Below are 26,006 nucleotides of genomic sequence, written 5' to 3'. Positions count from 1 at the left end.
AGCCTGCTCGCGAATGCAATCTGTCAGCCGACATTGATGTCGACTGACCCACCGCTTTCGCGAGCAGGCTCGCTCCCACAGGAATCGAGCAAGGCATCCAGGTAGTTTGGCCTGCAAGACCCTGCGGTCTTTGGGAGCTCCACCATGTTGAACACCCTTCTTCCAATCCTGTTGTTCGCAGCCCTGGGCCTCGCTGTCCTGGGCGCGTTGCGACGGGTGGCTATGTGGCGCCGAGGCCGGGCTTCGAAAGTCGACCTGATCGGCGGCCTGTTCGCCATGCCTAAACGCTACATGGTCGATTTGCACCATGTCGTCGCGCGGGACAAATACATCGCCAACACTCATGTCGCCACGGCTGGCGGTGCGGTGGCGTCGATTGTGCTGGCGATCCTGGTTCACGGTTTCGGCCTGCACAATCGCATTCTCGGTGTTGCCCTGTTGATTGCCTCGGCGGTGATGTTCGTCGGTGCGATTTTCATGTTCCTGCGTCGTCGCAACCCACCGGCTCGTCTTTCCAAAGGGCCGTGGATGCGCCTGCCGAAAAGCCTGTTGGCGTTCTCTGCGAGCTTCTTCCTGTTGACCCTGCCGGTCGCTGGCATCCTCCCGGAAAATTTTGGCGGTTGGGTAGTGGCGGCGATCCTCGGCGTCGGTGTGCTGTGGGGCGTTAGCGAATTGTTCTTCGGCATGACGTGGGGCGGGCCGATGAAGCACGCCTTCGCCGGTGCTTTACACCTGGCCTGGCACCGTCGCGCCGAACGCTTTGGTGGCGGCCGTTCCACCGGTTTGAAACCGCTGGACCTGAACGATCCAAACGCGCCACTGGGCGTGGAAAAACCCAAGGATTTCACCTGGAACCAACTGCTCGGCTTTGACGCCTGCGTGCAGTGCGGTAAATGCGAAGCCGCGTGCCCTGCGTTCGCTGCCGGCCAGCCGCTGAACCCGAAAAAACTGATTCAGGACATGGTCGTCGGCCTGGCCGGTGGCACCGATGCCAAATTCGCCGGCAGCCCGTATCCAGGAAAAGCCATTGGCGAACACGCCGGTAACCCGCATCAGCCGATCGTCAACGGCCTGGTGGACGCTGAAACCCTGTGGTCCTGCACCACTTGCCGCGCCTGTGTCGAGGAGTGCCCGATGATGATCGAGCACGTCGACGCCATCGTCGATATGCGCCGCCATCTGACCCTGGAAAAAGGCGCGACCCCGAACAAGGGCGCCGAAGTCCTGGAAAACCTGATCGCCACCGATAACCCTGGCGGCTTTGCCCCGGGTGGGCGGATGAACTGGGCGGCGGATTTGAACCTGAACCTGCTCAGCGAGAAAAAATCCACCGACGTGCTGTTCTGGGTCGGCGACGGTGCCTTCGACATGCGCAACCAGCGCACCCTGCGCGCCTTCGTCAAAGTGCTGAAAGCAGCCAAGGTCGACTTCGCGGTGCTGGGCCTCGAAGAGCGCGACAGCGGTGACGTGGCCCGACGTCTGGGCGACGAAGCGACCTTCCAGCAATTGGCCAAACGCAACATCCAGACCCTGGCCAAGTACAGCTTCAACCGCATCGTCACCTGCGACCCGCACAGCTTCCACGTGCTGAAAAACGAGTACGGCGCCTTCGACGGCAACTACCTCGTGCAGCACCACAGCACCTACATGGCCGAAATCATTGACGCTGGCGCCCTGAACCTCGGCCAGCACAAAGGCAGTAGCGTGACCTATCACGACCCGTGCTACCTCGGCCGCTACAACGGCGAATACGAGGCGCCGCGTGAAGTGCTGCGCGCCCTGGGGATCGAGATCAAGGAAATGCAACGCTCCGGTTTCCGCTCGCGCTGCTGCGGCGGCGGTGGCGGCGCGCCGATCACCGACATTCCGGGCAAGCAACGGATCCCAGACATGCGCATGGACGACATCCGCGAAACCGGCGCCGAACTGGTGGCCGTGGGTTGTCCACAGTGCACCGCGATGCTCGAAGGCGTGGTCGAACCCCGGCCGCTGATCAAGGACATCGCCGAACTGGTGGCGGACGCGTTGCTCGAAGACGCGGCCCCGAGCAAGCCGACCAAACCGGCCCAACGTGAACCTGCGGAGGCCCACTGATGAGCGACATTATCCGCCGCGACCCACGCGCCGAATGGATCGCCCGCAACCGTCTGCACCCGCTGCACGCGGCCATGCAACCGGCGCAACACAGCTGGATGGGGCCTAATGGCGTCATCCGCAAGAATCCCCATGGCATCGGTTTTATCGGTCCCAACGGCATCAAGCGGATCGACCGCAGCGGCGCTCAACAGGGTGGGGCGACCAAACGCTCGGCCGCGGTTGAAGTGCAATTGCCACTGCATCAAGTGCCTGCACCTGCGTTTTACATCAGCGTGGTGCCGGACATGGTCGGCGGCCGCTTGAGCAGCCACGACCGCGACTTGCTCGGCCTGGCGCATCAATTGGCTGGCAAGGACGGCGCAGTATTGGCCGTGGTCTTCGGTGAACATAAGGAAAACGCCTTCGCCACCGCTGGTGTCGATCGCTTGCTGGTGTTGGAAGGTGACGAATTCAGCGGTTATGCACCGGAACAACGGGTCCAGGGTCTGCGGGCTGTGGATAACCAGTTCAGCCCGCGTCATTGGTTGCTGCCGGACAGCCGCAGCGGCGGTGGTGAATTGGGTCGACGCTTTGCCGCCGCACTGGGCGAACGCCCGGCCACGCGGGTCTGGCAGGTCAAGGATCAGGAATGCATCGGCCGCGCCGGTGCCGGTTTGCAAGACCTTGCGCGCCCGGTCGCACGCTTGATTCTGGCCGCCGTCGAATGCGCCGAACCTGTGAGTGAAACCCGTCACGAAGCCTTGCCGGTAGAGTTATCCACAGCGGTGGCCCGCAGTCTCTCGCGCATCGAGGATTTGGGCGCGGTGGCGGTGGACCCGGCAGCCATTCCGATGGCCGAAGCCGAGTTCATCTTCTCCGGCGGCAACGGGGTCAAGGACTGGGGACTTTTCCACAGGACGGCCGAAGCGTTGGGTGCTACCGAAGGCGCCTCCCGAGTGGCGGTGGACGATGGCTTTATGGCCCGCGACCGTCAGGTCGGCGCGTCTGGTACTTGGGTTACCGCACGGGTCTACGTGGCGGTGGGGATTTCGGGGGCGATCCAGCACCTGCAAGGCATCGGTGCCTGCGACAAGGTGGTGGCAATCAACCTCGACCCTGGCTGCGACATGATCAAACGGGCCGACCTGTCGGTGATCGGCGAGAGTGCAGAGATTCTTCAGGCCTTGATCGATGCGGTAGAGGTTTACCGCAATGAAGCCAAGCGCGATGCGGCTTAAGGAAAGGAAAGGGTTATGAGCACGAAAATCATCAGCCTGGTGTCCATCGGCGCCCACCCGACCTCTGGCCGGCCTCGTCGCGCGGAGCAGGATGCGCGGGCGGTGGAACTGGGCCTGCAACTGGCTGGGGATAACCTGCAAGTGCTGCATGCCGGCGACGTCGCAGAACCTGCACTACGCGCCTATCTGGGTATGGGCCTGGAACAGCTGCACGTACTTGAACAACCTTCAGGCGCCGATGCGCTGCCGGCATTGACCGCGTATTTGCGTGACGCCGGGGCGCAGGTCGTGCTGACCGGTAGCCAGGCGGAAACCGGTGAAGGCTCGGGCATGTTGCCGTTCCTGCTGGCCGAAAGCCTGGGCTGGCCGCTGGTCGTGGGGCTGGCTCAAGTTGAATCCATTGATGGTGGTTCGGCACTGGTGCTGCAAGCCTTGCCGCGCGGTCAGCGCCGTCGCTTGAAAGTACGGCTGCCATTTCTGGCGACTGTGGATAACGCTGCACCGAAACCTCGGCAGAGCGCCTACGGCCCGGCCCGACGCGGCGTGTTGCAGGCTGATGAAGTGGAAGTCATCGACGATGAACTGCTGGCGGTCGCCACCCTGCAACCGGCCAAGCCACGGCCTAAACGCTTGAAGGTGATCAAGGCCAAGAGCGGCGCGGACCGGATGAAAGCCGCGACGGCCAAGGCCAGCGGCGGGGGCGGGCAGGTGCTTAAAGGGTTGAGTGCCGAGGCTGGGGCCGAGGCGATTCTCAAGTTGTTGATCGAAGAAGGCGTGGTTCGCTAACAAATCACCAGCGCAGATCTAAAAATGTGGGAGCGAGCCTGCTCGCGAAATCGGTGGTTCAGCCGCCGGGGATGTCGACTGACCCACCGCTTTCGCGAGCAGGCTCGCTCCCACAAGGGGAAATAATGACCGTTGAATTTCGTTCGGCCCTGCGCGCGGATGCGCGGGAGATTGCTCGTTTGTTTCAGATTTCATCAGAAGGTGCTGCGGATTACATCTGGAGCCAATTGGCACAGCCCGGTCAGGATTTACTGGATGTGGGCGCCAGTCGGTACGCCCGCGACGACGTGGATTTTTCCTGGCAGAACTGCCTCATTGCCGAGGCCGAGGGAAACGTCATTGGCATGATGCACAGCTACGTGATGCGTCACGACCCACTGGCGGCGCCCGTGACCGACCCGGTCCTGGCGCCGTACGCGAAGATGGAAATCCCCGACACCCTCTATATTTCCAGCCTGGCGCTGCATGAAGGCTGGCGAAACCAGGGCCTGGGCAAGCAATTCCTCGCCTACGCTTACGACCGTGCCAACCAGCTGGGGCTCAATGGCTTGAGCCTGATCGACTATGCCGTGAACACCGGCGCCCGTCGGTTTTACGAGCGACATGGCTTTCGTATCGTCGATACCTGCCAAATCACTCCCCATCCGATGATTCGGGTCACGGGGGAGGCCTATCTGATGTATAGGCCCTGATGAGCTACATTTTTCTATGAGCTGGGCGGGGTTGCCGCAGCACTAGTTCATAAAACTCGTTTTCAAGAATGGGTTGAACATGAAAGCGGTCAGTCGGCGTGAGACATGTCTGATCGGCGGCGTGAATTCAAAGTCGTCTCTGGTGCTGCTTGCATTTTTTGTGTGCGCAGCATCAAGTCCGATGGCTGATACCAGGCAGGCAGCTCCGGATTTCTACACATGGTTAGCGTCCGAACAGGGACAAAAAGCGTCCTTGGTGCAGCTGAAACAGCAATGCGACAAGGTGTTGGATGCTGAAAAAAACCTGAATTGTTCAGTGTCCGTTCTCGCCCGAATGTTCGAGGCCAAAACCGCAAACCAGATTCCCGAATACTATCTGGCGATCAAACATCGTCATGCTCAGGCCATAGCGAATGCCCCTGAGCTCAACGCATTGTTTTCCATGTTCGGCAACGAATCCCTCTCGATACTCAGGTCGCTCGCCGATTTTTCGGTGAAAAGAACGACGCGGCACGAAGTGCTCGCGATTCATCCCTATGCCAGTGGCGATCACGTGACTGACGAGGTGCTGCCCTACCTCGATGTCAAAGCGGCCAATGGTTCCTCGTCACGCTTCATTCTGGACACCGGCGCACCGCAAACCCGGGTCAACACCGACACCGCGAAGCTAATGGGAATCAGGTTATTAACCGACTCTCACTATGGCTACAGCACGTTTTATGGTGAACGTGACCTGTCTGCCAAACTCGGGATCTTTGAGTCTTTAAAGATAGGCACAAGCGAATTCAGAAACGTCCTGGTGTTTGTCAGCGACCGGGATAACTTACTGGGGCTTGATTTGATCGGTAAGTTGGGGCGTTTGAAGGTCACCAAAAAGACCCTGGAGCTTAACGCCGAACCTCCCGCGCGATGTGATTCGCAAATGACCTATGCGCGTATCGACATCAATCAACGACTGACCATTGCCGCACGGCTGGATCGTCGGGCGACGCCGGCGATTATTGACACCGGCAATGCTGATTACCTGACGTCGGCCTCGCCGGGCAACTCACCCATTCATGTCTCAGATAAGCCGCGTTCCCAAACATACAAGGGTGAATTGAGCCTGTCGGGACATATCCAATCGATCACCTACAACTACTACCCGGACTTTACGATTCCTCCGTCGTTGTTGCTGGGTCAGTACGTGCCTTCGCTTTTGCTCGGATGGCGTGCATTCGATGACTATGAGTTGAGTCTGGACATCGACTCGGGCCGGTCGTGTTTCAACAGGATCTGATCGGGGTTACCCACAATCCCTGTTAGCGCTTCTGTGGATAACATGTTCGCCCCTCGCTACACCCCATACAAATCAAGCCCTGCAACCCTTCGTACAAAAAACAACCAGCCTAACTCGCGGTTTTTTCACGCTTTTTCCAGAGGATAACTTTGCACGCGAGCCAATACTTGCCCCCAATCTCTGTTAGCGCATCTGTGGATAAGATGTTCGCTGTCCTCTACAGGCCCTATAAAACGGGCTTGTCAGGCGGGTGGTCAAAAATTGATCAAATCATCGTTTTAGATCGATAAACCTCGCGAAAACCCCGATTTATAGCGGCTTCCAACGGTTTTCCACAGATCCTCCGAAGTTGCCCCCAAAGTCTGTTGGCGCTTCTGTGGGTAAGGTGTTTGCCATCCTCTGCAAGCCATGTAATCCGTGCCTTACAGGCTTTCGATCAGAAAACAACCAATTGCGGTTGAAAACCCTGCTTCTGGATAAGTCACGGATTTTCTTCGCTTTCTGTGGAGAAAATTTTCACCAAACTCACACTTGTCCCCATTTGCTGTGGGTGGAGGTGTGGATAACTTGTTCGCTAAACCCTGTAAGCCACGCTCCATATAGGCTTGAATGGAATAGATCAGATTTCATACAGTTCTAAGTCGATCCTTGACTTCGAACTGTCCGCTGTCTTCACTCTCAGGGCAAAAGGACAGCCGCCACTTATCCACATCTGGTTCAGGGAGAACGCGTGATGGATAGCCAGCCACATCGCTCGCCCCCCATTCGTTGCGCAACCTGCGTGCCCACTCCGGCGGCTTTGTTGCGCAAACGCACTCACCGGCACGCCGCCAATCAGCGTGCTCGTCTATAGCGCCTGACCATTTCCAATGACACCCGCTTACTGCCGCTGAGTTCACTCAGTGGCCAGGTGTTCGTTCGCCCATCGATTGCAGGCCGCAGAGTTGCCCCATCTGCCTGACGAGAGGAATAGACCCATGACACGGATCGCAACACCCATCAGCGACATCAAGGAACATTACGACGTGATCGTCATCGGCTCGGGTTACGGCGGCGGTATTGCCGCGTCGCGCCTATCCCGCGCCGGCAAGCGAGTCTGCCTGCTGGAGCGCGGTCGCGAAATGCAGCCCGGCGAGTACCCCAACACGATGTTGGCGGCGACCGAAGAGTTGCAAGTGCATGACCCGGACGGCCACATCGGCTCGCGCACCGGGTTGTTCGACCTGCACGTCAACGCCCAGCAGAACGTGGTGGTCGGTTGCGGCCTGGGCGGCACCTCACTGATCAACGCCAACGTCGCCCTGGAACCGGAACCCGGTGTGTTCGATGACCCGCGCTGGCCGCTGGCGGTACGGGAACATCGCGACACGCTGCTCAAGGACGGCTACGCCCGGGCTCGAGAAATGCTCAAGCCCACGCCGTACCCCAGCACCTCACCGGTGTTGCCGAAACTCGAAGCCAACAAGAAGTCGGCGGATTACCTCAAGCAAGGTGCGCATTTCTACAAGCCGCCGATCAACGTGACCTTCGACAAACTGCCGAACAACCTCAACCACGTCGGCGTCGAGCAACTGCCTTGCAATCACTGCGGCGACTGCGTGTCGGGCTGTAACAACAAGGCCAAGAACACCACGCTGATGAACTACCTGCCGGACGCCTGGAATCACGGTGCGGAGATTTTCTGTCAGACCGAGGTGCGACATCTGGAGCGCAACGGCGAGGGCTGGATCGTGCACTTTCAGTACCTGGACAGTGGTCGCGAGAAGTTTTCTGCGCCGACGCTGTTCGTCAAAGCCGACATTGTGGTCGTCTCCGCCGGCACCCTGGGCTCTACTGAAATTCTCCTGCGCTCCAGGGATAAAGGCCTGTCGATGTCCGGCCAGCTCGGTGAAAACATGAGCGGCAACGGTGACATCCTCGGTTTCGGCCATAACTGCGAGCAACCGATCAACGGCATCGGTTTTGGTGCCCATCCGGCCAAGGAACTGCACCCGGTCGGCCCCTGCATCACCTCGGTCATCGACCTGCGCACCGAAGGCGACTGGCGCAGTCGCATGGTCATCGAAGAAGGTTCGATCCCCGGCGCTCTCGGCCGGCCGATGGTGCCAAGCATGGCCGGGTTCGCCGAGCTGATCGGCAAACCCACCGACGACAGTTTTACCGGCAAGTTCAAATACAAGGAGCGCGAAACCGAAAGCTTCCTCCGCGGCCCGTATTACGGCGCGCTGCACAACATGCAGACGTACCTGATTATGAGCCACGACGACGGCAAGGGCCGCATGGTGCTGGACAGCAAGGATCAGCTGCGCATCGACTGGCCGGGCGTCGGCGAGCAGGAAAACGTGAAGATCGGCAACGAGCGTCTGCACCTGAGCACTAAGGCGCTGGGCGGAATCTGGGTCGAGAACCCGATCTGGACCACGCTGCTCAAGCACAGCATCGTTTCCGTTCATCCGTTGGGTGGCTGTGTCATGGGCGAGGACGCGGGGCAGGGTGTGGTCAACCACAAGGGCCAGGTGTTCAGCGGGGCCAGCGGGACCGACGTGTATGCGAGTTTGTACGTGACCGACGGCGCGGTGATTCCGACGTCTCTGGCCGTAAATCCGCTGCTGACCATTTCGGCGGTGAGCGAGCGCAACATGGGCCTGCTTGCCGCCGATCGCGGTTGGCAGATCGACTACACACTGCCCTCGGCGCCGCGCAAACAAGTGGCACCACCGACCCTTGGCGTGCAATTCACCGAAACCATGAAAGGCTACTTCTCCCGGGCCTTCACGGCGGCCCAGAGCACTGACCTGAAGGTCTACGAAGCGGCGGCCAAGCGTGGCGAGGCGGACAACTCGCCCATCGACTTCACCCTGACCATCACCGCCAACGACCTCAATCGCATGATCAAGGAACCGGCACATGCGGCCACCCTGGTCGGCACTGTCAGCGCACCGAGCCTGTCACCGCAGCCGCTGGTGGCAAGCAATGGCGTGTTCAACCTGTTCGAGCAGTATCAGGAACAGGTCGGCGTGCGGCACATGAAGTACGACATGAAGCTGACCGCTGAGGACGGCAACGACTATTACTTCAGCGCCTTCAAAACCGTACCCGAAGACAACGGCGTGCTGAACATCTGGCACGACACCAGCACCCTCTACGTGACGCTGTATCGTGGGTCTGACAAGAGCGGCGAGGTGATTGGCACCGGGGTGATGCACATCCATCCGACCGATTTCGCCAAGCAAATGACCACCATGAAGGTGCTCAACGCCCGCAACGAGCGCGAACGCATCGAAGGGCTGGCACGGTTCGGCAAGTTTTTCGCCGGGATTCTCTGGGAGAGCTATGGCGGCGTGTTCGCGGGTGACATCTACTTCAATCCCGACGCACCACCACGGCTGAAGCGCCCCCTCGATGCGCCAGCGCCAGTGGTGCATTTCTTAGAGACCGAAGACAACGTCGAGCTGCGCCTGACCCGCTATCAGGGCGGCAGCAAAGGGCCGGTGATGTTGGTTCATGGATTGGGTGTGGGCTCGAACATTTTCTCCACCGACACCATCCAGACCAATCTGCTGGAGTACCTGTGCAAGCACGAGTACGACGTCTGGCTGCTGGACTTGCGGGTGAGCATTCTGCTGCCGGCGAGCAAGAAGGAATGGAACGGCGACCAGATCGCCCAGTACGACTTCAAGGCTGCCATCGAGCAGATCCGGCAAGCGACTGAGGCCGCGGACGTGCAATGCGTGGTGCACTGCTACGGCGCGACAACCTTCTTCATGTCATTGCTGGCCGGGTTGCAGGGCGTGCGTTCGGTGGTCTGCTCGCAGATCGCGGCAGATGCCGTAGTTGCCACGGCGACCGGGCTCAAGGCCGGTTTGCACCTGCCAGGCATGCTTGACGCCATTGGCATCAAATCCCTCACGGCGTATGCCGACAACAAGGAAAACTGGTTCAACAAACTCTATGACAAAGCCCTCAACGGCTATGCCCGGATCGAGGCACAGGGTTACTGCACCAATCCGGTGTGCCATCGCATTACCTTTATGTACGCATCGTTGTATCGCCACGACACCCTCAACGAAACCCTGCACGACAACCTGCACGAGCTGTTTGGCGAGTCGAACATGCACACCTTTGAGCATCTGGCGCTGATCGTGCGCAAAGGGCATCTGGTGGACTTCAAGGGCGAGGACGTCTACATGCCGCACTTCGATCGGCTGAGCATGCCGATCTGCTTTATCAGCGGCGCAGACAACCAGTGCTACCTGCCGGAAAGCACGCTCAAGACTTTTGAGCGTGTGTGCAAGGTCCATGGTCCGGAGCGCTATAGCCGGCATGTGGTGCCGGGGTACGGCCATATCGACTGCATGTTTGGCAAGGACGCGGTGGTCGATGTGTACCCGATCATCCTGCAACACCTGGAGAAAACTGCCATCGGCTAGCACCACCGGTGGTTGGAGATTTGTCGCACGACCTGTGGGAGCGAGCCTGCTCGCGAAAGCGGTGTGCCAAGCGACGGCAATGTTGATTGTGCCGCCGCCTTCGCGAGCAGGCTCGCTCCCACAGTGGATGGTGTTCCGGAATAAAAGGAAAAGGATGATATGGACAGTTACATCCGCTGGTTTCAACGCTTCATCTGGCTAGGCATCGTGATGAACATGGTCTTCGCGATCCCGGCGCTTTTCGCCCCGGGGTTGTTGACCTCGATGCTCGGCATGCCACCGCAACTCTCCGATCCCTGGCTGGAAAATGCCGGCATGCTACTGGTGGGGATCAGCCTGTTCTACATGCCGTCAGGTTTCAACGCACCGCGATACGTCGTGCATTCGTGGCTGTGCGTGTTGTCGCGATTGGTTGCCGTGGCGTTCTGGATCTACCTGATCAACACCAGCAACCAGGCCCAGGTGTTCGTGCCAATGCTGATGGGCGATCTGAGCATGTTCCTGATCCTCGGGATTGCGCTGTACCTCGGCACCTCGCCGGCCAATCGACCGTTGGCGTTAATCTGCGACAGCTGGCGGCAATGGCGTGCAGGTTGGGCGCTGCGCTGGCAACGCCACAGTTTCAAGGTGGGCACGCTGATCGTGGTACTGGCGCTGGGGTTTATCGGCTACGAAACCTGGTACCAGATGCTGCGGGTCGTACCGGCAGAGCAATACGCTTCTGACGAAGATCACTACAAATACGCCGCCATCGGCCTCGGTATCGAAGCGCGGATTCCCTATTACCTGTTCGCCGTATTACCGCAGATGTGCCCGGAGAAACTACCCAAACCCGGTGGTTACGAAGTCTTCGGTTTCCTCTACGAGAACGGCAAGGACCTGCCCATCGGCATGGCCAAGCGGCAGATCGGCTACCCGACCGTGGAGCCCAACTGCGCCCTGTGCCACACCGGTTCCTACCGGGCCAATGCCAGCGACGTCGCCATCCCGGTGGCCTCCGCGCCGGCCAATACCCTGCAACTGCAGGCCTTCCAGTGGTTCGCCTACGATTGCGCCAGCGACCCGAAATTCACCACCGACGCGGTGATGGCCGCGATCAACAGCAAGTTCCAGCTCGGGTTCTTCGAGCGCCTGTACAACCGCTATCTGATCATCCCGATGGCTACGAGCGCGCTGATCAAGCAGAAACAGGCCTACGCCTGGCAGCAGCTGCGCGCACCGCAAGGGCCGGGGCGCACCGACACGTTCAACCCGACGAAAATGGTGGTGTTCGGCTTCCCGGATGACTCGACCATCGGCACCGTCGACTTGCCGCAAGTCTGGAACCAGAAGCCTCGGGAGTCGCTGTACCTGCACTGGGACGGCAACAACAACGACATCCATGAGCGCAACTACGCGGCGGCCATGGCCGTGGGCGCGACGCCGGAGTCGGTGCTGCCGGCCAGTTTCAACCGGGTGACCAACTGGCTGCTGGGCCACAAAGCACCGGCCTGGCCGTTCGCGCTGGATCAGTCCAAGGTCGCCCGGGGTAAGCCGGTCTGGGAAAACAACTGCGCCGGTTGCCATGATTTCGGCCGCACCGACACCGGTCAGGTCACCACCAACATTGATGAACTGGGCACCGATCCCCATCGGTTGAACTCGTTCACCACAGGTCTGGTGACGGCCTTCCATGGCTTCAAGAAATCGCCGTTCGACTTTGGCGCCTATCGCAAGACCCAGAGTTACAGCAACACCCCCACCGACGGCATCTGGTTGCGGGCGCCGTACTTGCACAACGGCTCGGTGCCGAGCCTGTGGGATTTGCTCCAACCACCGGAACAGAGGCCGCAGGTGTTCTTCACCGGCTCGGATCTGTACGACCCGCAGAAGGTTGGCTTCGTCACCAGTGGCGAGCAAATGAAAGCTTCGGCGGACTTCAAATACGACACGCGTCTTGAGGGCAACCATAACGGCGGCCACCTGTACGGCACGCAGCTATCGGAACTCGATAAGCGCGCGCTCATCGAGTTCATGAAAACCCTGTAATTCCACTACGGATGGAGGAACACGACATGTCATTGGTCAGTCATTGGGAACACGAGTACGACAAGGTCAAGCTGCGCTTTCACGGCTTGTTCACTCGCCTGGAAATGGCTTGGAAGAAGCTCGTCAGCGAGCTTGAACCCAAGGAGTACGAGGCCATCGTCGCGCTGCTGCAAAGGGGGCACGATCAGGCGCACTACGTCCTCAAAAACGGCGACTTGCCCGACGATCAGCCGAGTGTGCCGTGGGAGTTGGCCCACGGTTTGTCGATCCTGCATATCGGTAACGCCACTCCCTTGCCGCAATCGGCAGACGAGCTGCAAACCCGGGTGCTCAAGGACGGCACCTTGCTCGGTTGTCGCAAATGGGAACTGCTGGATCTGTTGTGGAGCGAGGCGCTGCTCAAGTGGATCGAGAATCTGCGGCATCACGCGCCGTTCGCCACCAACCCGGCGCTGATGCGCATGGACAGTGACGTAACCCTGGCTATCGCCGGCGACTGGGGCACCGGGCCGTTCGACAGCCATGCGCCGGCGGTGTCGGTGGCCAATCAGATGCAACTGGCCCAGGCCGATTTCACCGTTCACCTGGGGGACGTGTATTACGCCGGCACCCACTCCCAGGAAGACGTGGACATGGTCGGCTGGCCCATGGGCAAGCATGGCTCGTTCACCCTCAACTCCAATCACGAGATGTACAGCGGCGCCCATGGCTATTTCAAGGAATTGGCCAAGCGTTTTCCGGCGCAGCAGGGCACCAGTTATTTCGCGTTGTACAACGATGACTGGTTGGTAATCGGCCTCGACACGGCTTATGCCTCGGATCCGATTAACCTGTACATGGACGGTGCGCTGAACAAGGAGCAGATCGACTGGATGAAAGGGCTGCCTCAGCGCAAGAAAATCATGGTGCTCAGTCATCACCAGGGCTTCGACATTTCCGGGCACAACAAGACGGCGCTGTATCAACCGGTGTGCGATGCCTTGGGGCGTGAGCCGGATTATTGGTATTGGGGTCATTTGCACAACGGCATCTGCTACGCCGCTCAGGGCGGCTTGCACGCGCGTTGCGCCGGGCACGGGGCGATTCCCTATGGCAATACCAGTCAGCTGAACGGACATTCGCGGGTGTTGTGGTCGGAAACCCAAAATGCACGGGATGAGGCATACCCGGACAGGGTGCTGAACGGTTATGTGAAGGTGCGGCTGGTGGGGGAGAACATCGAAGAGACGTTTATTGGCGAGGATGGGTCGGTGCGGTGGTCTTCGTCAGCCCATTGAATTGTGGTAACGGGTAGGCCGTCATCGCGAGCAGGCTCGCTCCCACAGGGGATCTTCAGTGCACATAGATCCAGTGTGGGAGCGAGCCTGCTCGCGAAGCTTTTGCTTTTAGCCTTGAACCGGCACACCTTTGAGGTAAGCCGCAGGTTCTGCCCCCAGGTTGTTCAGCAAACGCTCGCTGTACCAGTCCACAAAGTTCACCACGCCAAACTCATAGGTCTTGGAGTAAGGCCCTGGCTGGTAAGCGGTGGAGTTGATCCCGCGCTGGTTCTCTTCGGCCAGGCGACGGTCCTGGTCGTTGGTCGCATCCCAGACCTGGCGCATGCGCTCCACGTCGTAGTCCACGCCTTCGACGGCGTCCTTGTGGACGATCCACTTGGTGGTGACCATGGTTTCCTGCGCGCTGATCGGCCACACGGTGAACACGATGATGTGGTCGCCCATGCAGTGGTTCCACGAGTGCGGCAGGTGCAGGATGCGCATCGAGCCCAGGTCCGGGTTTTTGATGCGGCCCATGAGTTTGGCGCAGCCCTGTTTACCGTCCAGGGTCATCGACACGGTGCCTTTGAGCAGCGGCATGCGCACGATGCGGTTACGCAGGCCGAAGCTGGCGTGGGCATAAGGGATCTTCTCGGCTTCCCAGGCTGCGGCGGAGGCCGCGACGTGGTCCTTGAAGGCCTGGTCGGCACGCGGGTCGGTGACGTCGTCCCATTCCAGCAGGGTTTTCAGCAGTTCCGGGTGCGACGCGTTGCAGTGGTAGCACTCGCGGTTGTTTTCCAGCACCAGTTTCCAGTTGGCCTTTTCCATCAAGGTGGTGGTAATCGCCACCTTGGTGTTCTCCATGTCGTACGGTTCCATGTAATGGTTCAGCGTCGACAGGAAGTCATCAATGGCTGGCGGGTTCTCCGACAGGCTGATGAAGATGTAGCCACCGGCGGTCTTCACGTTCACCGGTTTGAGGCCGTACTGCTTCATGTCGAAGTCGGCGCCCATCTCGGTGCCGGCGAACAACAGGCGGCCGTCCAGTTCGTAGGTCCACTGGTGGTAGTGGCAGACCAGTTTGGCGACCTTGCCTTTTTCACTGGTGCACAGACGCGAACCACGGTGGCGGCAAACGTTGTGGAAGGCATGGATCACGCCTTCGGCGCCGCGAATCACGATGATCGGGTTCTTGCCGACTTGCAGGGTCAGGTAGTTGCCCTTGGTCGGGATTTCGCAGGCCATGCCGGCGATCAACCACTCTTTCTGGAAGATTTCCTGCATATCGATATCAAACAGCCGCTCGTCAGAGTAAAACGGCTGCGGCAGCGAGAAAGTGCGTTCGCGCTCTTGCAGCATCTGCGCGGTGGCCTTGCGTGCGGGTTCCAGCGGATCGCCCAGGCTAATTTTTGCGGTGACGTCCATCGATTTGATCCTCAAGGCCATTCTGTGTGGCCGGCGAAATAGTGGCTGATACGGTTTGCTACGCAAGGGTGTAAAGAAATCGTCTTTGTATTGAGCGAGTGTGGGGCCGGCGCACGCCAGAACCTTATCCATGGGCGACATGGCCCAATCTGTTCCCGACGCGCAACCCCCGGTAGATGCGGGCTGGTCGCGATAAGTATGTGAATGTCGCAGATAGGTAAATGGGTGGTTCGCTCGTTACGCAGAATCGCCAACATAAGGCCGACCATCGGCGGTGGAGAACAGCATGTCCAACAGCTTCCTGAATCCGGTAACCACCCAGACCTGGGCCAATGGTCGACACATCGTCCGTTGCGTCAAAGTCATCCAGGAAACCTGGGATGTGCGCACCTTCTGCTTTATGGCCGACCAGCCAATCCTGTTCTTCTTCAAACCGGGGCAGTTTGTCACCCTGGAGCTGGAAATCGAAGGCGTGCCGATCATGCGCTCCTATACCATTTCCAGCTCGCCATCGGTGCCGTACAGCTTTTCGGTGACCATTAAGCGCGTACCGGGCGGCAAGGTCTCCAACTGGCTGCACGACACCCTGCATGAAGGCCAGGAGCTGGCGGTGCACGGGCCGGTCGGGCTGTTCAACGCCATGGATTTCACCGCGCCGAAGGTGCTGTACCTCAGCGGCGGCGTCGGTATCACGCCAGTCATGTCGATGGCTCGCTGGTTCTACGACACCAACGGCAACGTCGACATGGTGTTTATCCACAGCGCCCGTTCGCCCAAAGACATCATTTACCACCGCGAACTGGAACACATGGCGTCGCGGATTGATAACTTCAGCTTGCACCTGATCTGCGAGAAGCATGGTCTGGGCGAGCCGTGGGCCGGTTATCGCGGTTACCTGAACCAGAAGATGCTCGAACTGATGGCGCCGGACTACATGGAGCGCGAAGTGTTCTGCTGCGGCCCGACACCGTATATGAACGCGGTCAAGCGCATGCTCGAGACGGTCGGCTTCGACATGTCGCGTTATCACGAGGAGTCGTTCGGCGCTACGCCACCGGAAGCCCGCGCCGATGCGGTGGAACAAGCCGAAATCGCAGCAGACGCACCGGACATCGACGTGGCGGACCTGCACCAGGTGGAATTCACCGCGTCCGGCAAGAGCATTCGTGTGGCGCCGGGTGAAACTGTTCACGCTGCTGCTGCCAAGTTGGGGCTGTTGATTCCGAAGGCTTGCGGGATGGGGATCTGCGGGACGTGCAAGGTGATGAAGCTGGGTGGGGAGGTTGAGATGGACCACAACGGCGGGATTACCGAGGAAGACGAAGCGGAAGGGTTCATTCTTTCGTGCTGCAGCGTGCCGAAGGGTGATGTACGCATCGAGTTTTGATTTGAGGCTGGAAGGTTAATTAACTTCAAGATCCACCCCTCACCCCAGCCCTCCCGAAACGTCGGACCGCCCCAGTGGGGAGAGGGGAAAGGGAGCCGATCTTCATGCTGTTCAAAACCTGAGTTCACCTCGATATCTCAGGTCGCAAATTTTCTAAAGAAATCCACAGTCAGTCCCCTCGCCCCTTGGGGAGAGGGTTAGGGAGAGGGGCGGATCTAACTGACACCCTAAATCACTCAACCAACAAACAAATCCGGCATCAACGCGTCACTCGTATCCGGCGCGAAACGGTACTGTTCAAAATCCACCACCCCATGCTCCCCCAATATCTCCTCATCAATCAGCAACCGCCCAGTAATGCTGCGGCCACCACTGTCCAGAACGAGATACGCAGCATCCGCCATGATCGCCGGTGTCCGCGCATGCTTGAACGACTCGCGCGAACCCAGCTGAAACTCGATGGCAGCCGTCGCAATCATCGTTTGCGGCCACAGCGAGTTGACGCTGATGCCGTAGTTCTTGAATTCCTCACTCATGCCCAGGGTCAGCATACTCATGCCGTATTTGGTCACTGTGTAGGGGCTGTACTGGGCGAACCACTTGGTGGCCAGGTTCAGCGGTGGTGACAGGTTGAGAATGTGCCCGCCGCTTTTCTTCAGATAGGGCAGGGCGGCCTGGCTGCACAGGAGCACGGCGCGGGTGTTGATCTGGTGCATCAGGTCGAAGCGCTTGAGTTCGATGTGTTGGACGCCAGTCAACTTGATCGCGCCGGCGTTGTTGATCAGTGCATCGATAGCGCCGAAATGCTCGTTGGCCTGGGCCAGTGCCTCACGCACCGCGACTTCATCACGCACATCTACCTGCAAGGCCAGCGCCTTGCCGCCCGCGGCTTCGACTTCTTTGGCCACACTGAAAATAGTGCCCGGCAACTTGGGGTGTGGCTCGGCGCTTTTAGCGGCAATCACAATGTTGGCCCCATCCCGCGCAGCCCGCAGCGCGATCTCACGACCAATCCCGCGACTGGCGCCGGTGATGAACAGGGTTTTGCCTTGTAATGACATGCGTACGCTCCTGATTGTTATCTGAGCGGAGGGCTCGACAAACAATGTAGACGATGGAGCAAACGCAGGAGGGTGGGGTGGAAGTGAACCTTGTGGCGAGGGGATTTATCGAAACGTCGCACCGCCCCGTTCGGCGGCGAAGCCGTCGTAAAACCTGCAATTTCAATCTGTCTGACAGATCACGTTGAATGGTTTTGGGGCCGCTTTGCGACCCAACGGGGATGAATCCCCTCGCCACAGGGGGTCGGGTTGCTGCTTAGCGGGACATGACTTCGCGAATATCCGCCGCCAATTCCCGTACGCGTTCTTCTTCGGTGTCCCACGAGCACATGAAGCGTGCGCCGCCGTTGCCGATGAAGGTGTAGAAGCGCCAGCCCTTGGCCGTCAGCGCCGCGATGGCCGGTTCCGAGAGTTGCAGGAACACGCCGTTGGCTTGCACCGGGAACATCAGTTCCACGCCTGGAATATCGCTCACCAGTTCAGCCAGCAACTGCGCGCAGTGGTTGGCGTGGCGGGCGTATTTGAGCCAGGCGTCGTTTTCCAGAATCCCGACCCAAGGCGCGGACAGGAAGCGCATCTTCGAGGCCAATTGCCCGGCCTGTTTGCAGCGGTAGTCGAAGTCTTCAGCCAGCTTGTGGTTGAAGAACAGAATCGCTTCCCCCACCGCCATGCCGTTTTTAGTGCCGCCGAAGCACAACACGTCAACGCCGGCCTTCCAGGTCAGATCTGCCGGTGAGCAGCCGAGGAACGCGCAAGCATTGGAGAACCGCGCGCCGTCCATGTGCAGGTTCAGGCCCAGCTCTTTGCAGGTGGCGCTGATGGCGCGGATTTCTTCCGGGGTGTAGACGCTGCCGACTTCGGTGGCCTGGGTCAGGGTGACTACGCGCGGTTTCGGGTAGTGGATGTCCTGGCGCTTGAGCGCGATTTCGCGGATCGATTCCGGGGTCAGCTTGCCGTTTTCAGTGCGGGCGATGAGCAGCTTGGAACCGTTGGAAAAGAATTCCGGTGCGCCGCATTCGTCGGTTTCGACGTGGGCGGTTTCCGAGCAGATCACGCTGTGGTAACTCTGGCACAGCGACGACAGGGCCAGGGAGTTGGCGGCGGTGCCGTTGAAGGCGAAGAACACTTCGCAGTCGGTTTCGAACAGTTTGCGGAAATCGTCGGACGCGCGAGCGGTCCATTCGTCGTCGCCATAGGCGCGTTGGTGGCCGTGGTTGGCCTGTTCCATGGCCGCCCAGGCTTCAGGGCAGATACCGGAATAGTTGTCGCTGGCGAATTGTTGGCTCTTATCGGTCATGGCCGGCTTCCGTGGTCGATGCTCTTATGGTGAAGAGCAGCGTGGTCAATGATGGTGCGCACTTTACCGAAGATCGTCCGGGGAGCACACGCGATGATGCTGTCAGAAAAATACAAAGACGACGGGCAATTATGCACATGACGCAAAGGGATGGGGCACTGGATCTGCTCAAGTGGCTGGCGCTGCTCTGCATGGTGCTCGATCACCTGCGATATGTCGGCTATTCCGTCGATCTGCTGTATGTGCCGGGTCGGTTAGCGTTCCCGTGGTTCTGTCTGGCGATGGCCGCAAACGTGGCGCGGGCCCGCGCCGTGACGACCGACGGCCAGTGGCGTTATCTGGGCTGGTTGCTGCTGTTTAGCGCCCTCAGCGAAATGCCCTACCGGATGTACATGCCTGATCCCGACACCTTGAATGTGCTGCCCACGTTGGCGCTGGGATTGCTGGTGGCCCGTGGCTGGCAGGACCGAACCCTGCAAGCGCGGCTGTTGGCGGCAGGCGCCTTGCTGCTGGCGGCGCTGTTTCCAGAACGCCTGATGTTCGGCTTCTTCGGCGTGTTATTACCGCTGGCGATGTTGCTGGTGATCAGGCGTCCCTGGTATTTCAGCCTGTTGCCGGGATGGGTCTGTCTGGCAGCCAATCAGTGGCCAGTGCTGTATTCCGCCGCGCAGTTTCGCAACAGTGAAGCCATCCTCGGCATCGCCGCTTGTCTGATCGCGCCATTGGCTGGCCTGCTTTTGTTGCGCCACGCCGGCCGGTTCAAACCTCCACCGCCGATGCGTCGCTGGGCGTATGCGCTCTATCCGATGCATTTTCTATTGTTGCTCGCAGTGCGACAGACAATCGCCTAACCCCTGTGGGAGCGAGCCTGCTCGCGAAGAGGGCGTGCCAGGCGACATCACCGTTGCTGATACACCGCCTTCGCGAGCAGGCTCGCTCCCACAGGGTTCTTTGCTGATTTGAGGAGTGTGTTCGGCATGCCATTTCCCGCCATGTCGTAAACGCACCTTTGCGTGGCGTCCGTAGGCATTTGGCCTGTCTGCGCCGGTCATACCATCGCAACCAAAGGGCACTGCCGAAAGGTACGTGCCTCACCGAGACGAATGGCGCACCGCCGCCGCTGGGAGAGACGCGATGTTCAGCAAGCAAGACCAGATCCAGGGTTACGACGATGCACTGCTGGCGGCGATGAATGCCGAGGAGCAACGCCAGGAAGATCACATCGAGCTGATCGCGTCAGAGAACTACACCAGCAAACGCGTCATGGAAGCGCAAGGCAGTGGCCTGACCAACAAATACGCCGAAGGCTATCCGGGCAAGCGCTACTACGGTGGCTGCGAGCACGTCGATAAAGTTGAAGCGCTGGCCATCGAACGCGCCAAGCAACTGTTCGGCGCCGACTACGCCAACGTGCAGCCGCACTCCGGCTCCTCGGCCAACAGCGCCGTTTACCTGGCTCTGCTGCAGGCCGGCGACACCATCCTCGGCATGAGCCTGGCCCATGGCGGTCACCTGACCCACGGTGCCAAGGTGTCGTCGTCGGGCAAGCTGTACAACGCCGTGCAGTACGGCATTGACACCAAGACCGGGTTGATCGACTACGACGAAGTCGAGCGCCTGGCCGTCGAGTGCAAGCCGAAGATGATCGTCGCTGGCTTCTCGGCCTATTCCAAGACCCTCGACTTCCCACGCTTCCGTCAGATCGCCGACAAGGTCGGTGCGCTGCTGTTCGTCGACATGGCTCACGTTGCAGGTCTGGTCGCTGCCGGCCTGTACCCGAACCCGCTGCCGTACGCCGATGTGGTCACCACCACCACCCACAAGACCCTGCGCGGTCCACGTGGCGGCCTGATCCTGTGCAAGTCCAACGAAGAAATCGAGAAGAAGCTCAACGCGGCAGTCTTCCCGGGTGCCCAGGGCGGCCCGCTGATGCACGTGATCGCGGGTAAAGCGGTGTGCTTCAAGGAAGCGCTGGAGCCCGGTTTCAAGGCTTACCAGCAACAAGTGATCGACAACGCCCAGGCCATGGCCGGCGTATTTATCAAACGCGGCTACGATGTAGTGTCCGGCGGTACCGACAACCACCTGTTCCTGGTCAGCCTGATCCGTCAGGGCCTCACCGGCAAAGAGGCGGATGCAGCACTCGGTCGCGCCCACATCACCGTGAACAAGAACGCTGTCCCGAACGATCCACAGTCGCCGTTCGTGACCTCCGGCCTGCGCATTGGCACCCCGGCGGTGACCACTCGCGGCTTCAAGGTTACCCAGTGCGTCACGCTTGCCGGCTGGATCTGCGACATCCTCGACAACCTCGGCGACGCCGATGTCGAGGCCAATGTCGCCCAGCAAGTTTCGGCCCTGTGCGCGGACTTCCCGGTTTATCGCTGAGCGCGGTTTTGGAGTAAATGACTATGCAACGCTACTCGGGCTTCGGCCTCTTCAAACACTCCCTCAGCCATCACGAAAACTGGCAGAAAATGTGGCGCACGCCGACCCCTAAAAAGGTCTATGACGTGGTCATCGTCGGCGGTGGCGGGCATGGTCTGGCGACCGCCTACTACCTGGCCAAAGAGCACGGCATCACCAACGTGGCCGTGGTCGAGAAAGGCTGGCTGGGCGGCGGTAACACCGCGCGCAACACCACCATCGTTCGCTCCAACTACCTGTGGGACGAGTCGGCGCACCTGTACGAACACGCGATGAAACTGTGGGAAGGCCTGTCCCAGGACCTGAACTACAACGTGATGTTCTCCCAGCGTGGCGTCTATAACCTGTGCCACACCCTGCAGGACATCCGTGATTCCGAGCGTCGTGTCAGCGCCAACCGCCTCAACGGCGTCGATGGTGAACTGCTCGATGCCAAACAAGTGGCCGATGAGATTCCGTACCTCGACTGCTCGAAGAACACGCGCTACCCGGTGATGGGTGCAACCGTCCAGCGTCGCGGCGGCGTGGCTCGTCACGATGCCGTGGCGTGGGGCTTTGCCCGTGCCGCTGACGCCTTGGGCGTGGACTTGATTCAACAGACCGAAGTGATCGGCTTCCGCAAGGAAAACGGCGTGTGCATCGGTGTTGAAACCAACAAAGGCTTCATCGGCGCCAAGCGCGTCGGTGTAGTGACCGCCGGTAACTCCGGACACATGGCCAAACTCGCCGGTTTCCGTCTGCCGATCGAATCCCACCCGCTGCAAGCGCTGGTGTCCGAGCCGATCAAGCCGATTATCGACAGCGTGATCATGTCCAACGCCGTACACGGTTACATCAGCCAGTCCGACAAGGGCGACCTGGTGATCGGCGCCGGTATCGACGGCTACAACGGCTACGGCCAGCGTGGTTCGTACCCGGTGATCGAGCACACCATTCAGGCCATCGTCGAGATGTTCCCGGTGTTGTCCCGCGTGCGCATGAACCGTCAGTGGGGCGGCATCGTCGACACCACGCCGGATGCGTGCCCGATCATCTCGAAAACCCCGGTCCCGAACATGTTCTTCAACTGCGGTTGGGGCACCGGTGGCTTCAAGGCAACACCTGGCTCGGGCAACGTGTTTGCCGCGAGTCTGGCCAAGGGTGAAATGCACCCATTGGCTGCACCTTTCTCCATCGACCGTTTCCACAACGGTGCGTTGATCGATGAACACGGCGCTGCTGCGGTTGCCCACTAACAGGAGAAATCCCCATGTTGCATATCTTCTGTCCTCACTGCGGCGAACTGCGCTCCGAAGAGGAATTCCACGCATCCGGCCAGGCGCACATCCCGCGCCCTCTGGATCCGACCAACTGCACCGACGAGGAGTGGGGCGACTACATGTTCTTCCGCGACAACCCTCGCGGTCTGCACCACGAGCTGTGGGATCACGTCGCCGGTTGCCGTCAGTATTTCAACGCCACCCGTGACACCGTGACCTACGAGATTCTCGAGACTTACAAGATCGGCACCAAGCCACAATTCACCGACAAGACCGATAGCCCGAAAGCGGCCACCACGGCTCTGGGAGAGAAGGTATGAGCCAGATCAATCGCCTGTCCAACGGCGGACGGATCGACCGCAACAAAGTGCTGAGCTTCACCTTCAATGGCCAGACCTACAAAGGCTTTGAGGGCGATTCCCTGGCCGCGGCCTTGCTGGCCAACGGTGTCGACATCATCGGTCGAAGCTTCAAGTATTCCCGTCCGCGCGGCATCTTTGCCGCCGGTGCCGAAGAGCCGAACGCCGTGCTGCAGATCGGCGCGACCGAAGCCACGCAGATCCCGAACGTACGCGCCACGCAACAAGCGCTGTATCAAGGTTTGGTCGCCACCAGCACCAACGGCTGGCCGAGCGTGAACAACGACATGATGGGGATTCTCGGCAAGGTCGGCGGCAAGCTGATGCCGCCGGGCTTCTACTACAAAACCTTCATGTACCCGCAATCGTTCTGGATGACTTACGAGAAGTACATTCGTAAGGCCGCAGGTTTAGGCCGCTCGCCGACTGAGAACGATCCGGACACCTACGACTACATGAACCAGCACTGCGACGTGCTGATCGTCGGCGGTGGCCCAGCTGGCCTGGCCGCTGCACTGGCGGCTGCCCGCAGCGGTGCCCGCGTGATCCTCGCCGATGAGCAGGAAGAGTTCGGCGGCAGCCTGCTCGATTCCCGCGAAAGCCTCGACGGCAAACCGGCCACCGAATGGGTTGCCAGCGTCATCGCCGAGCTCAAAGACACCCCGGACGTGCTGCTGTTGCCGCGCGCCACGGTCAACGGTTACCACGACCATAACTTCCTGACCATTCACGAGCGCCTGACCGATCACCTCGGCGACCGCGCCCCGATTGGCCAGGTGCGTCAGCGCATCCACCGGGTTCGCGCCAAGCGTGTAGTGCTGGCGACCGGCGCTCACGAGCGTCCGCTGGTTTACGGCAACAACGACGTGCCGGGCAACATGCTCGCCGGCGCTGTGTCGACTTACGTGCGTCGTTACGGCGTGGCACCGGGCAAAAAACTGGTGCTGTCGACCAACAACGATCACGCCTATCGTGTTGCTCTGGATTGGCTCGACGCCAGCCTGCAAGTCGTCGCCATCGCCGATGCCCGCAGCAATCCGCGCGGTGCGTTGGTTGAAGAAGCGCGCGCCAAAGGCATCCGCATCCTGACCGGCAGCGCCGTGATCGAGGCGCGTGGCAGCAAGCACGTGACTGCCGCTCGCGTTGCCGCGATCGATGTCAAAGCGCACTCCGTGACCAGTCCAGGTGAGTGGCTTGAATGCGACCTGGTCGCCAGCTCCGGCGGTTACAGCCCGGTGGTTCACCTGGCGTCGCACTTGGGTGGCAAGCCGATCTGGCGTGAAGACATCCTCGGTTTCGTACCGGGCGAAGCACCGCAGAAACGCGTGTGCGTCGGTGGCATCAACGGCGTCTACGGTCTCGGCGATTCTCTGGCCGATGGTTTTGAAGGCGGCGCTCGCGCAGCCAGCGAAGCCGGTTTCAGTGTGGTCGAAGGCACCTTGCCGAAAGCCCTGAGCCGTCTGGAAGAGCCAACACTGGCGCTGTTCCAAGTGCCGCACGAAAAGAACACCGCACGTGCGCCGAAGCAATTCGTCGACCTGCAAAACGACGTCACCGCCGCCGCCATCGAACTGGCGACCCGCGAAGGCTTCGAGTCGGTCGAGCACGTCAAACGCTACACCGCACTGGGCTTCGGCACTGACCAGGGCAAGCTTGGCAACGTCAACGGTCTGGCCATCGCCGCCCGTTCGCTGAACGTGACCATCCCGCAGATGGGCACCACCATGTTCCGCCCGAACTACACGCCGGTAACATTTGGCGCCGTGGCCGGCCGTCACTGTGGGCACATCTTCGAGCCTGTGCGTTTCACCGCGCTGCATCACTGGCACGTGAAGAACGGTGCCGAGTTTGAAGACGTCGGTCAGTGGAAACGTCCGTGGTACTTCCCGAAAAACGGTGAAGACCTGCATGCTGCTGTGAAGCGCGAATGCAAAGCCGTGCGCGACAGCGTCGGCCTGCTGGACGCTTCGACCCTGGGCAAAATCGACATCCAGGGCCCGGATTCGCGTGAGTTCCTCAACCGTATCTACACCAACGCCTGGACCAAGCTCGACGTGGGCAAGGCGCGCTACGGCCTGATGTGCAAAGAAGACGGCATGGTCTTCGACGACGGCGTAACCGCCTGTCTCGCTGACAACCACTTCGTGATGACCACCACCACCGGCGGCGCAGCACGCGTGCTGCAATGGCTGGAAATCTACCACCAGACCGAATGGCCAGACCTGAAGGTGTACTTCACTTCCGTGACGGATCACTGGGCAACCATGACCCTGTCCGGGCCGAACAGCCGCAAGCTGCTCAGCGAAGTCACCGACATCGATCTGAGCAACGAAGCGTTCCCGTTCATGACCTGGAAAGAAGGTCTGGTCGGCGGTGTGCCGGCGCGGGTGTTCCGGATTTCGTTTACCGGTGAGCTGTCGTACGAAGTCAACGTGCAAGCCGACTACGCCATGGGCGTTCTCGAGAAAATCGTCGAGGCCGGGAAGAAGTACAACCTGACCCCGTACGGCACCGAAACCATGCACGTCCTGCGGGCGGAGAAGGGCTTCATCATCGTTGGGCAGGACACTGACGGGTCGATGACCCCGGACGACCTGAACATGGGCTGGTGTGTCGGTCGCACCAAACCGTTCTCGTGGATTGGCCAGCGTGGCATGAACCGCGAAGACTGCGTGCGTGATCAGCGCAAACAGTTAGTTGGTCTGAAGCCGATCGATCCGACCAAATGGCTGCCGGAAGGTGCGCAACTGGTGTTCAACACCAAGCAAGCGATCCCGATGACGATGGTCGGTCACGTCACCTCCAGCTACCTGCACAACTCCCTCGGCTATTCGTTTGCCATGGGTGTGGTCAAGGGCGGCTTGAAGCGTATCGGTGAGCGCGTGTTCGCACCGCTGGCCGATGGCAGCGTGATCGAGGCGGAAATCGTTTCTTCGGTGTTCTTCGATCCAAAGGGTGATCGCCAGAACATTTAATGGCCTCGGGTCTTGTGGGGTGCCTGCTACC

General features: G+C 60.0%; 17 protein-coding genes. 14 read left to right on the top strand and 3 right to left on the bottom strand.

Translation table 11 applies throughout. From position 1 onward, the window contains the following. Positions 1-144 precede the first annotated feature (144 nt). From dgcB to ACYZTW_RS30860, 8 genes are all read left to right on the top strand, one after another. Positions 145-2,094, top strand: a complete 1,950-nt coding sequence (dgcB, locus tag ACYZTW_RS30895) for a dimethylglycine demethylation protein DgcB (protein WP_462003024.1) — start codon at positions 145-147, stop codon at positions 2,092-2,094. Continuing rightward, the gene (gene etfA, locus ACYZTW_RS30890) at positions 2,094-3,314 is read left to right on the top strand and encodes an electron transfer flavoprotein subunit alpha (RefSeq protein WP_462003023.1); all 1,221 of its coding nucleotides are present in this window, start codon (positions 2,094-2,096) and stop codon (positions 3,312-3,314) included. Before dgcB ends, etfA begins: the two co-directional genes overlap by 1 nt. Positions 3,315-3,329: 15 nt before the next feature. Further along, complete coding sequence (gene etfB, locus ACYZTW_RS30885) at positions 3,330-4,100, top strand: electron transfer flavoprotein subunit beta (protein ID WP_462003022.1); 771 nt, start codon at positions 3,330-3,332, stop codon at positions 4,098-4,100. 125 nt (positions 4,101-4,225) lie between these two features. Further along, the gene (locus tag ACYZTW_RS30880) at positions 4,226-4,792 is read left to right on the top strand and encodes a GNAT family N-acetyltransferase (RefSeq protein WP_462003021.1); all 567 of its coding nucleotides are present in this window, start codon (positions 4,226-4,228) and stop codon (positions 4,790-4,792) included. Positions 4,793-4,871: 79 nt separating this feature from the next. Continuing rightward, positions 4,872-6,071 carry a retropepsin-like aspartic protease gene (locus ACYZTW_RS30875; protein WP_462003020.1) on the top strand — a complete coding sequence of 400 codons (1,200 nt, stop codon included), beginning with the start codon at positions 4,872-4,874 and terminating at the stop codon, positions 6,069-6,071. Positions 6,072-7,048: 977 nt separating this feature from the next. After that, on the top strand, positions 7,049-10,501 hold the full coding sequence (locus tag ACYZTW_RS30870; protein ID WP_462003019.1) for an alpha/beta fold hydrolase: 3,453 nt from the start codon (positions 7,049-7,051) through the stop codon (positions 10,499-10,501). A 159-nt stretch (positions 10,502-10,660) separates the two neighbouring features. After that, on the top strand, positions 10,661-12,529 hold the full coding sequence (locus ACYZTW_RS30865) for a c-type cytochrome (RefSeq protein ID WP_462003018.1): 1,869 nt from the start codon (positions 10,661-10,663) through the stop codon (positions 12,527-12,529). Positions 12,530-12,555: 26 nt separating this feature from the next. Continuing rightward, positions 12,556-13,806: a metallophosphoesterase family protein gene (locus tag ACYZTW_RS30860; RefSeq protein ID WP_462003017.1), complete on the top strand. Its 1,251-nt coding sequence runs from the start codon at positions 12,556-12,558 to the stop codon at positions 13,804-13,806. Between the two features lie 108 nt (positions 13,807-13,914). Here the strand turns inward: ACYZTW_RS30860 and gbcA are convergent, their stop codons facing one another. Beyond that, positions 13,915-15,210, bottom strand: a complete 1,296-nt coding sequence (gene gbcA / locus ACYZTW_RS30855) for a glycine-betaine demethylase subunit GbcA (protein WP_462003016.1) — start codon at positions 15,208-15,210, stop codon at positions 13,915-13,917. Between the two features lie 286 nt (positions 15,211-15,496). Between gbcA and gbcB the strand changes: the two genes are divergently transcribed. Further along, positions 15,497-16,597, top strand: coding sequence for a glycine-betaine demethylase subunit GbcB (gene gbcB / locus ACYZTW_RS30850; RefSeq protein ID WP_462003015.1), 1,101 nt, complete (start codon positions 15,497-15,499; stop codon positions 16,595-16,597). Positions 16,598-16,833: 236 nt separating this feature from the next. Here gbcB and ACYZTW_RS30845 read toward each other — a convergent pair whose 3' ends face one another. Beyond that, positions 16,834-17,658 carry an SDR family oxidoreductase gene (locus tag ACYZTW_RS30845; RefSeq protein WP_462003014.1) on the bottom strand — a complete coding sequence of 275 codons (825 nt, stop codon included), beginning with the start codon at positions 17,656-17,658 and terminating at the stop codon, positions 16,834-16,836. A gap of 256 nt (positions 17,659-17,914) precedes the next feature. After that, the gene (locus tag ACYZTW_RS30840) at positions 17,915-18,955 is read right to left on the bottom strand and encodes a threonine aldolase family protein (protein ID WP_046045314.1); all 1,041 of its coding nucleotides are present in this window, start codon (positions 18,953-18,955) and stop codon (positions 17,915-17,917) included. Between the two features lie 131 nt (positions 18,956-19,086). Between ACYZTW_RS30840 and ACYZTW_RS30835 the strand changes: the two genes are divergently transcribed. The 5 genes from ACYZTW_RS30835 to ACYZTW_RS30815 all read left to right on the top strand — a co-directional run bounded on the left by ACYZTW_RS30835 (position 19,087) and on the right by ACYZTW_RS30815 (position 25,975). Further along, a complete protein-coding gene (locus ACYZTW_RS30835) occupies positions 19,087-19,806 on the top strand; it encodes a TraX family protein (RefSeq protein WP_462003012.1) in 720 nt (239 codons plus the stop codon). Positions 19,807-20,089: 283 nt separating this feature from the next. Then, the gene (gene glyA, locus ACYZTW_RS30830; protein WP_033053962.1) at positions 20,090-21,343 is read left to right on the top strand and encodes a serine hydroxymethyltransferase; all 1,254 of its coding nucleotides are present in this window, start codon (positions 20,090-20,092) and stop codon (positions 21,341-21,343) included. Positions 21,344-21,366: 23 nt separating this feature from the next. Beyond that, positions 21,367-22,617 carry a sarcosine oxidase subunit beta gene (locus tag ACYZTW_RS30825; RefSeq protein WP_007947735.1) on the top strand — a complete coding sequence of 417 codons (1,251 nt, stop codon included), beginning with the start codon at positions 21,367-21,369 and terminating at the stop codon, positions 22,615-22,617. A 14-nt stretch (positions 22,618-22,631) separates the two neighbouring features. Continuing rightward, the gene (locus tag ACYZTW_RS30820; RefSeq protein ID WP_046045315.1) at positions 22,632-22,961 is read left to right on the top strand and encodes a sarcosine oxidase subunit delta; all 330 of its coding nucleotides are present in this window, start codon (positions 22,632-22,634) and stop codon (positions 22,959-22,961) included. Continuing rightward, positions 22,958-25,975, top strand: coding sequence for a sarcosine oxidase subunit alpha (locus ACYZTW_RS30815; protein ID WP_462003011.1), 3,018 nt, complete (start codon positions 22,958-22,960; stop codon positions 25,973-25,975). Before ACYZTW_RS30820 ends, ACYZTW_RS30815 begins: the two co-directional genes overlap by 4 nt. Positions 25,976-26,006: the final 31 nt, after the last annotated feature.

It is taken from the genome of Pseudomonas sp. LB3P25, assembly GCF_054897985.1.
This window is presented reverse-complemented; position numbering and strand designations above follow the sequence as displayed.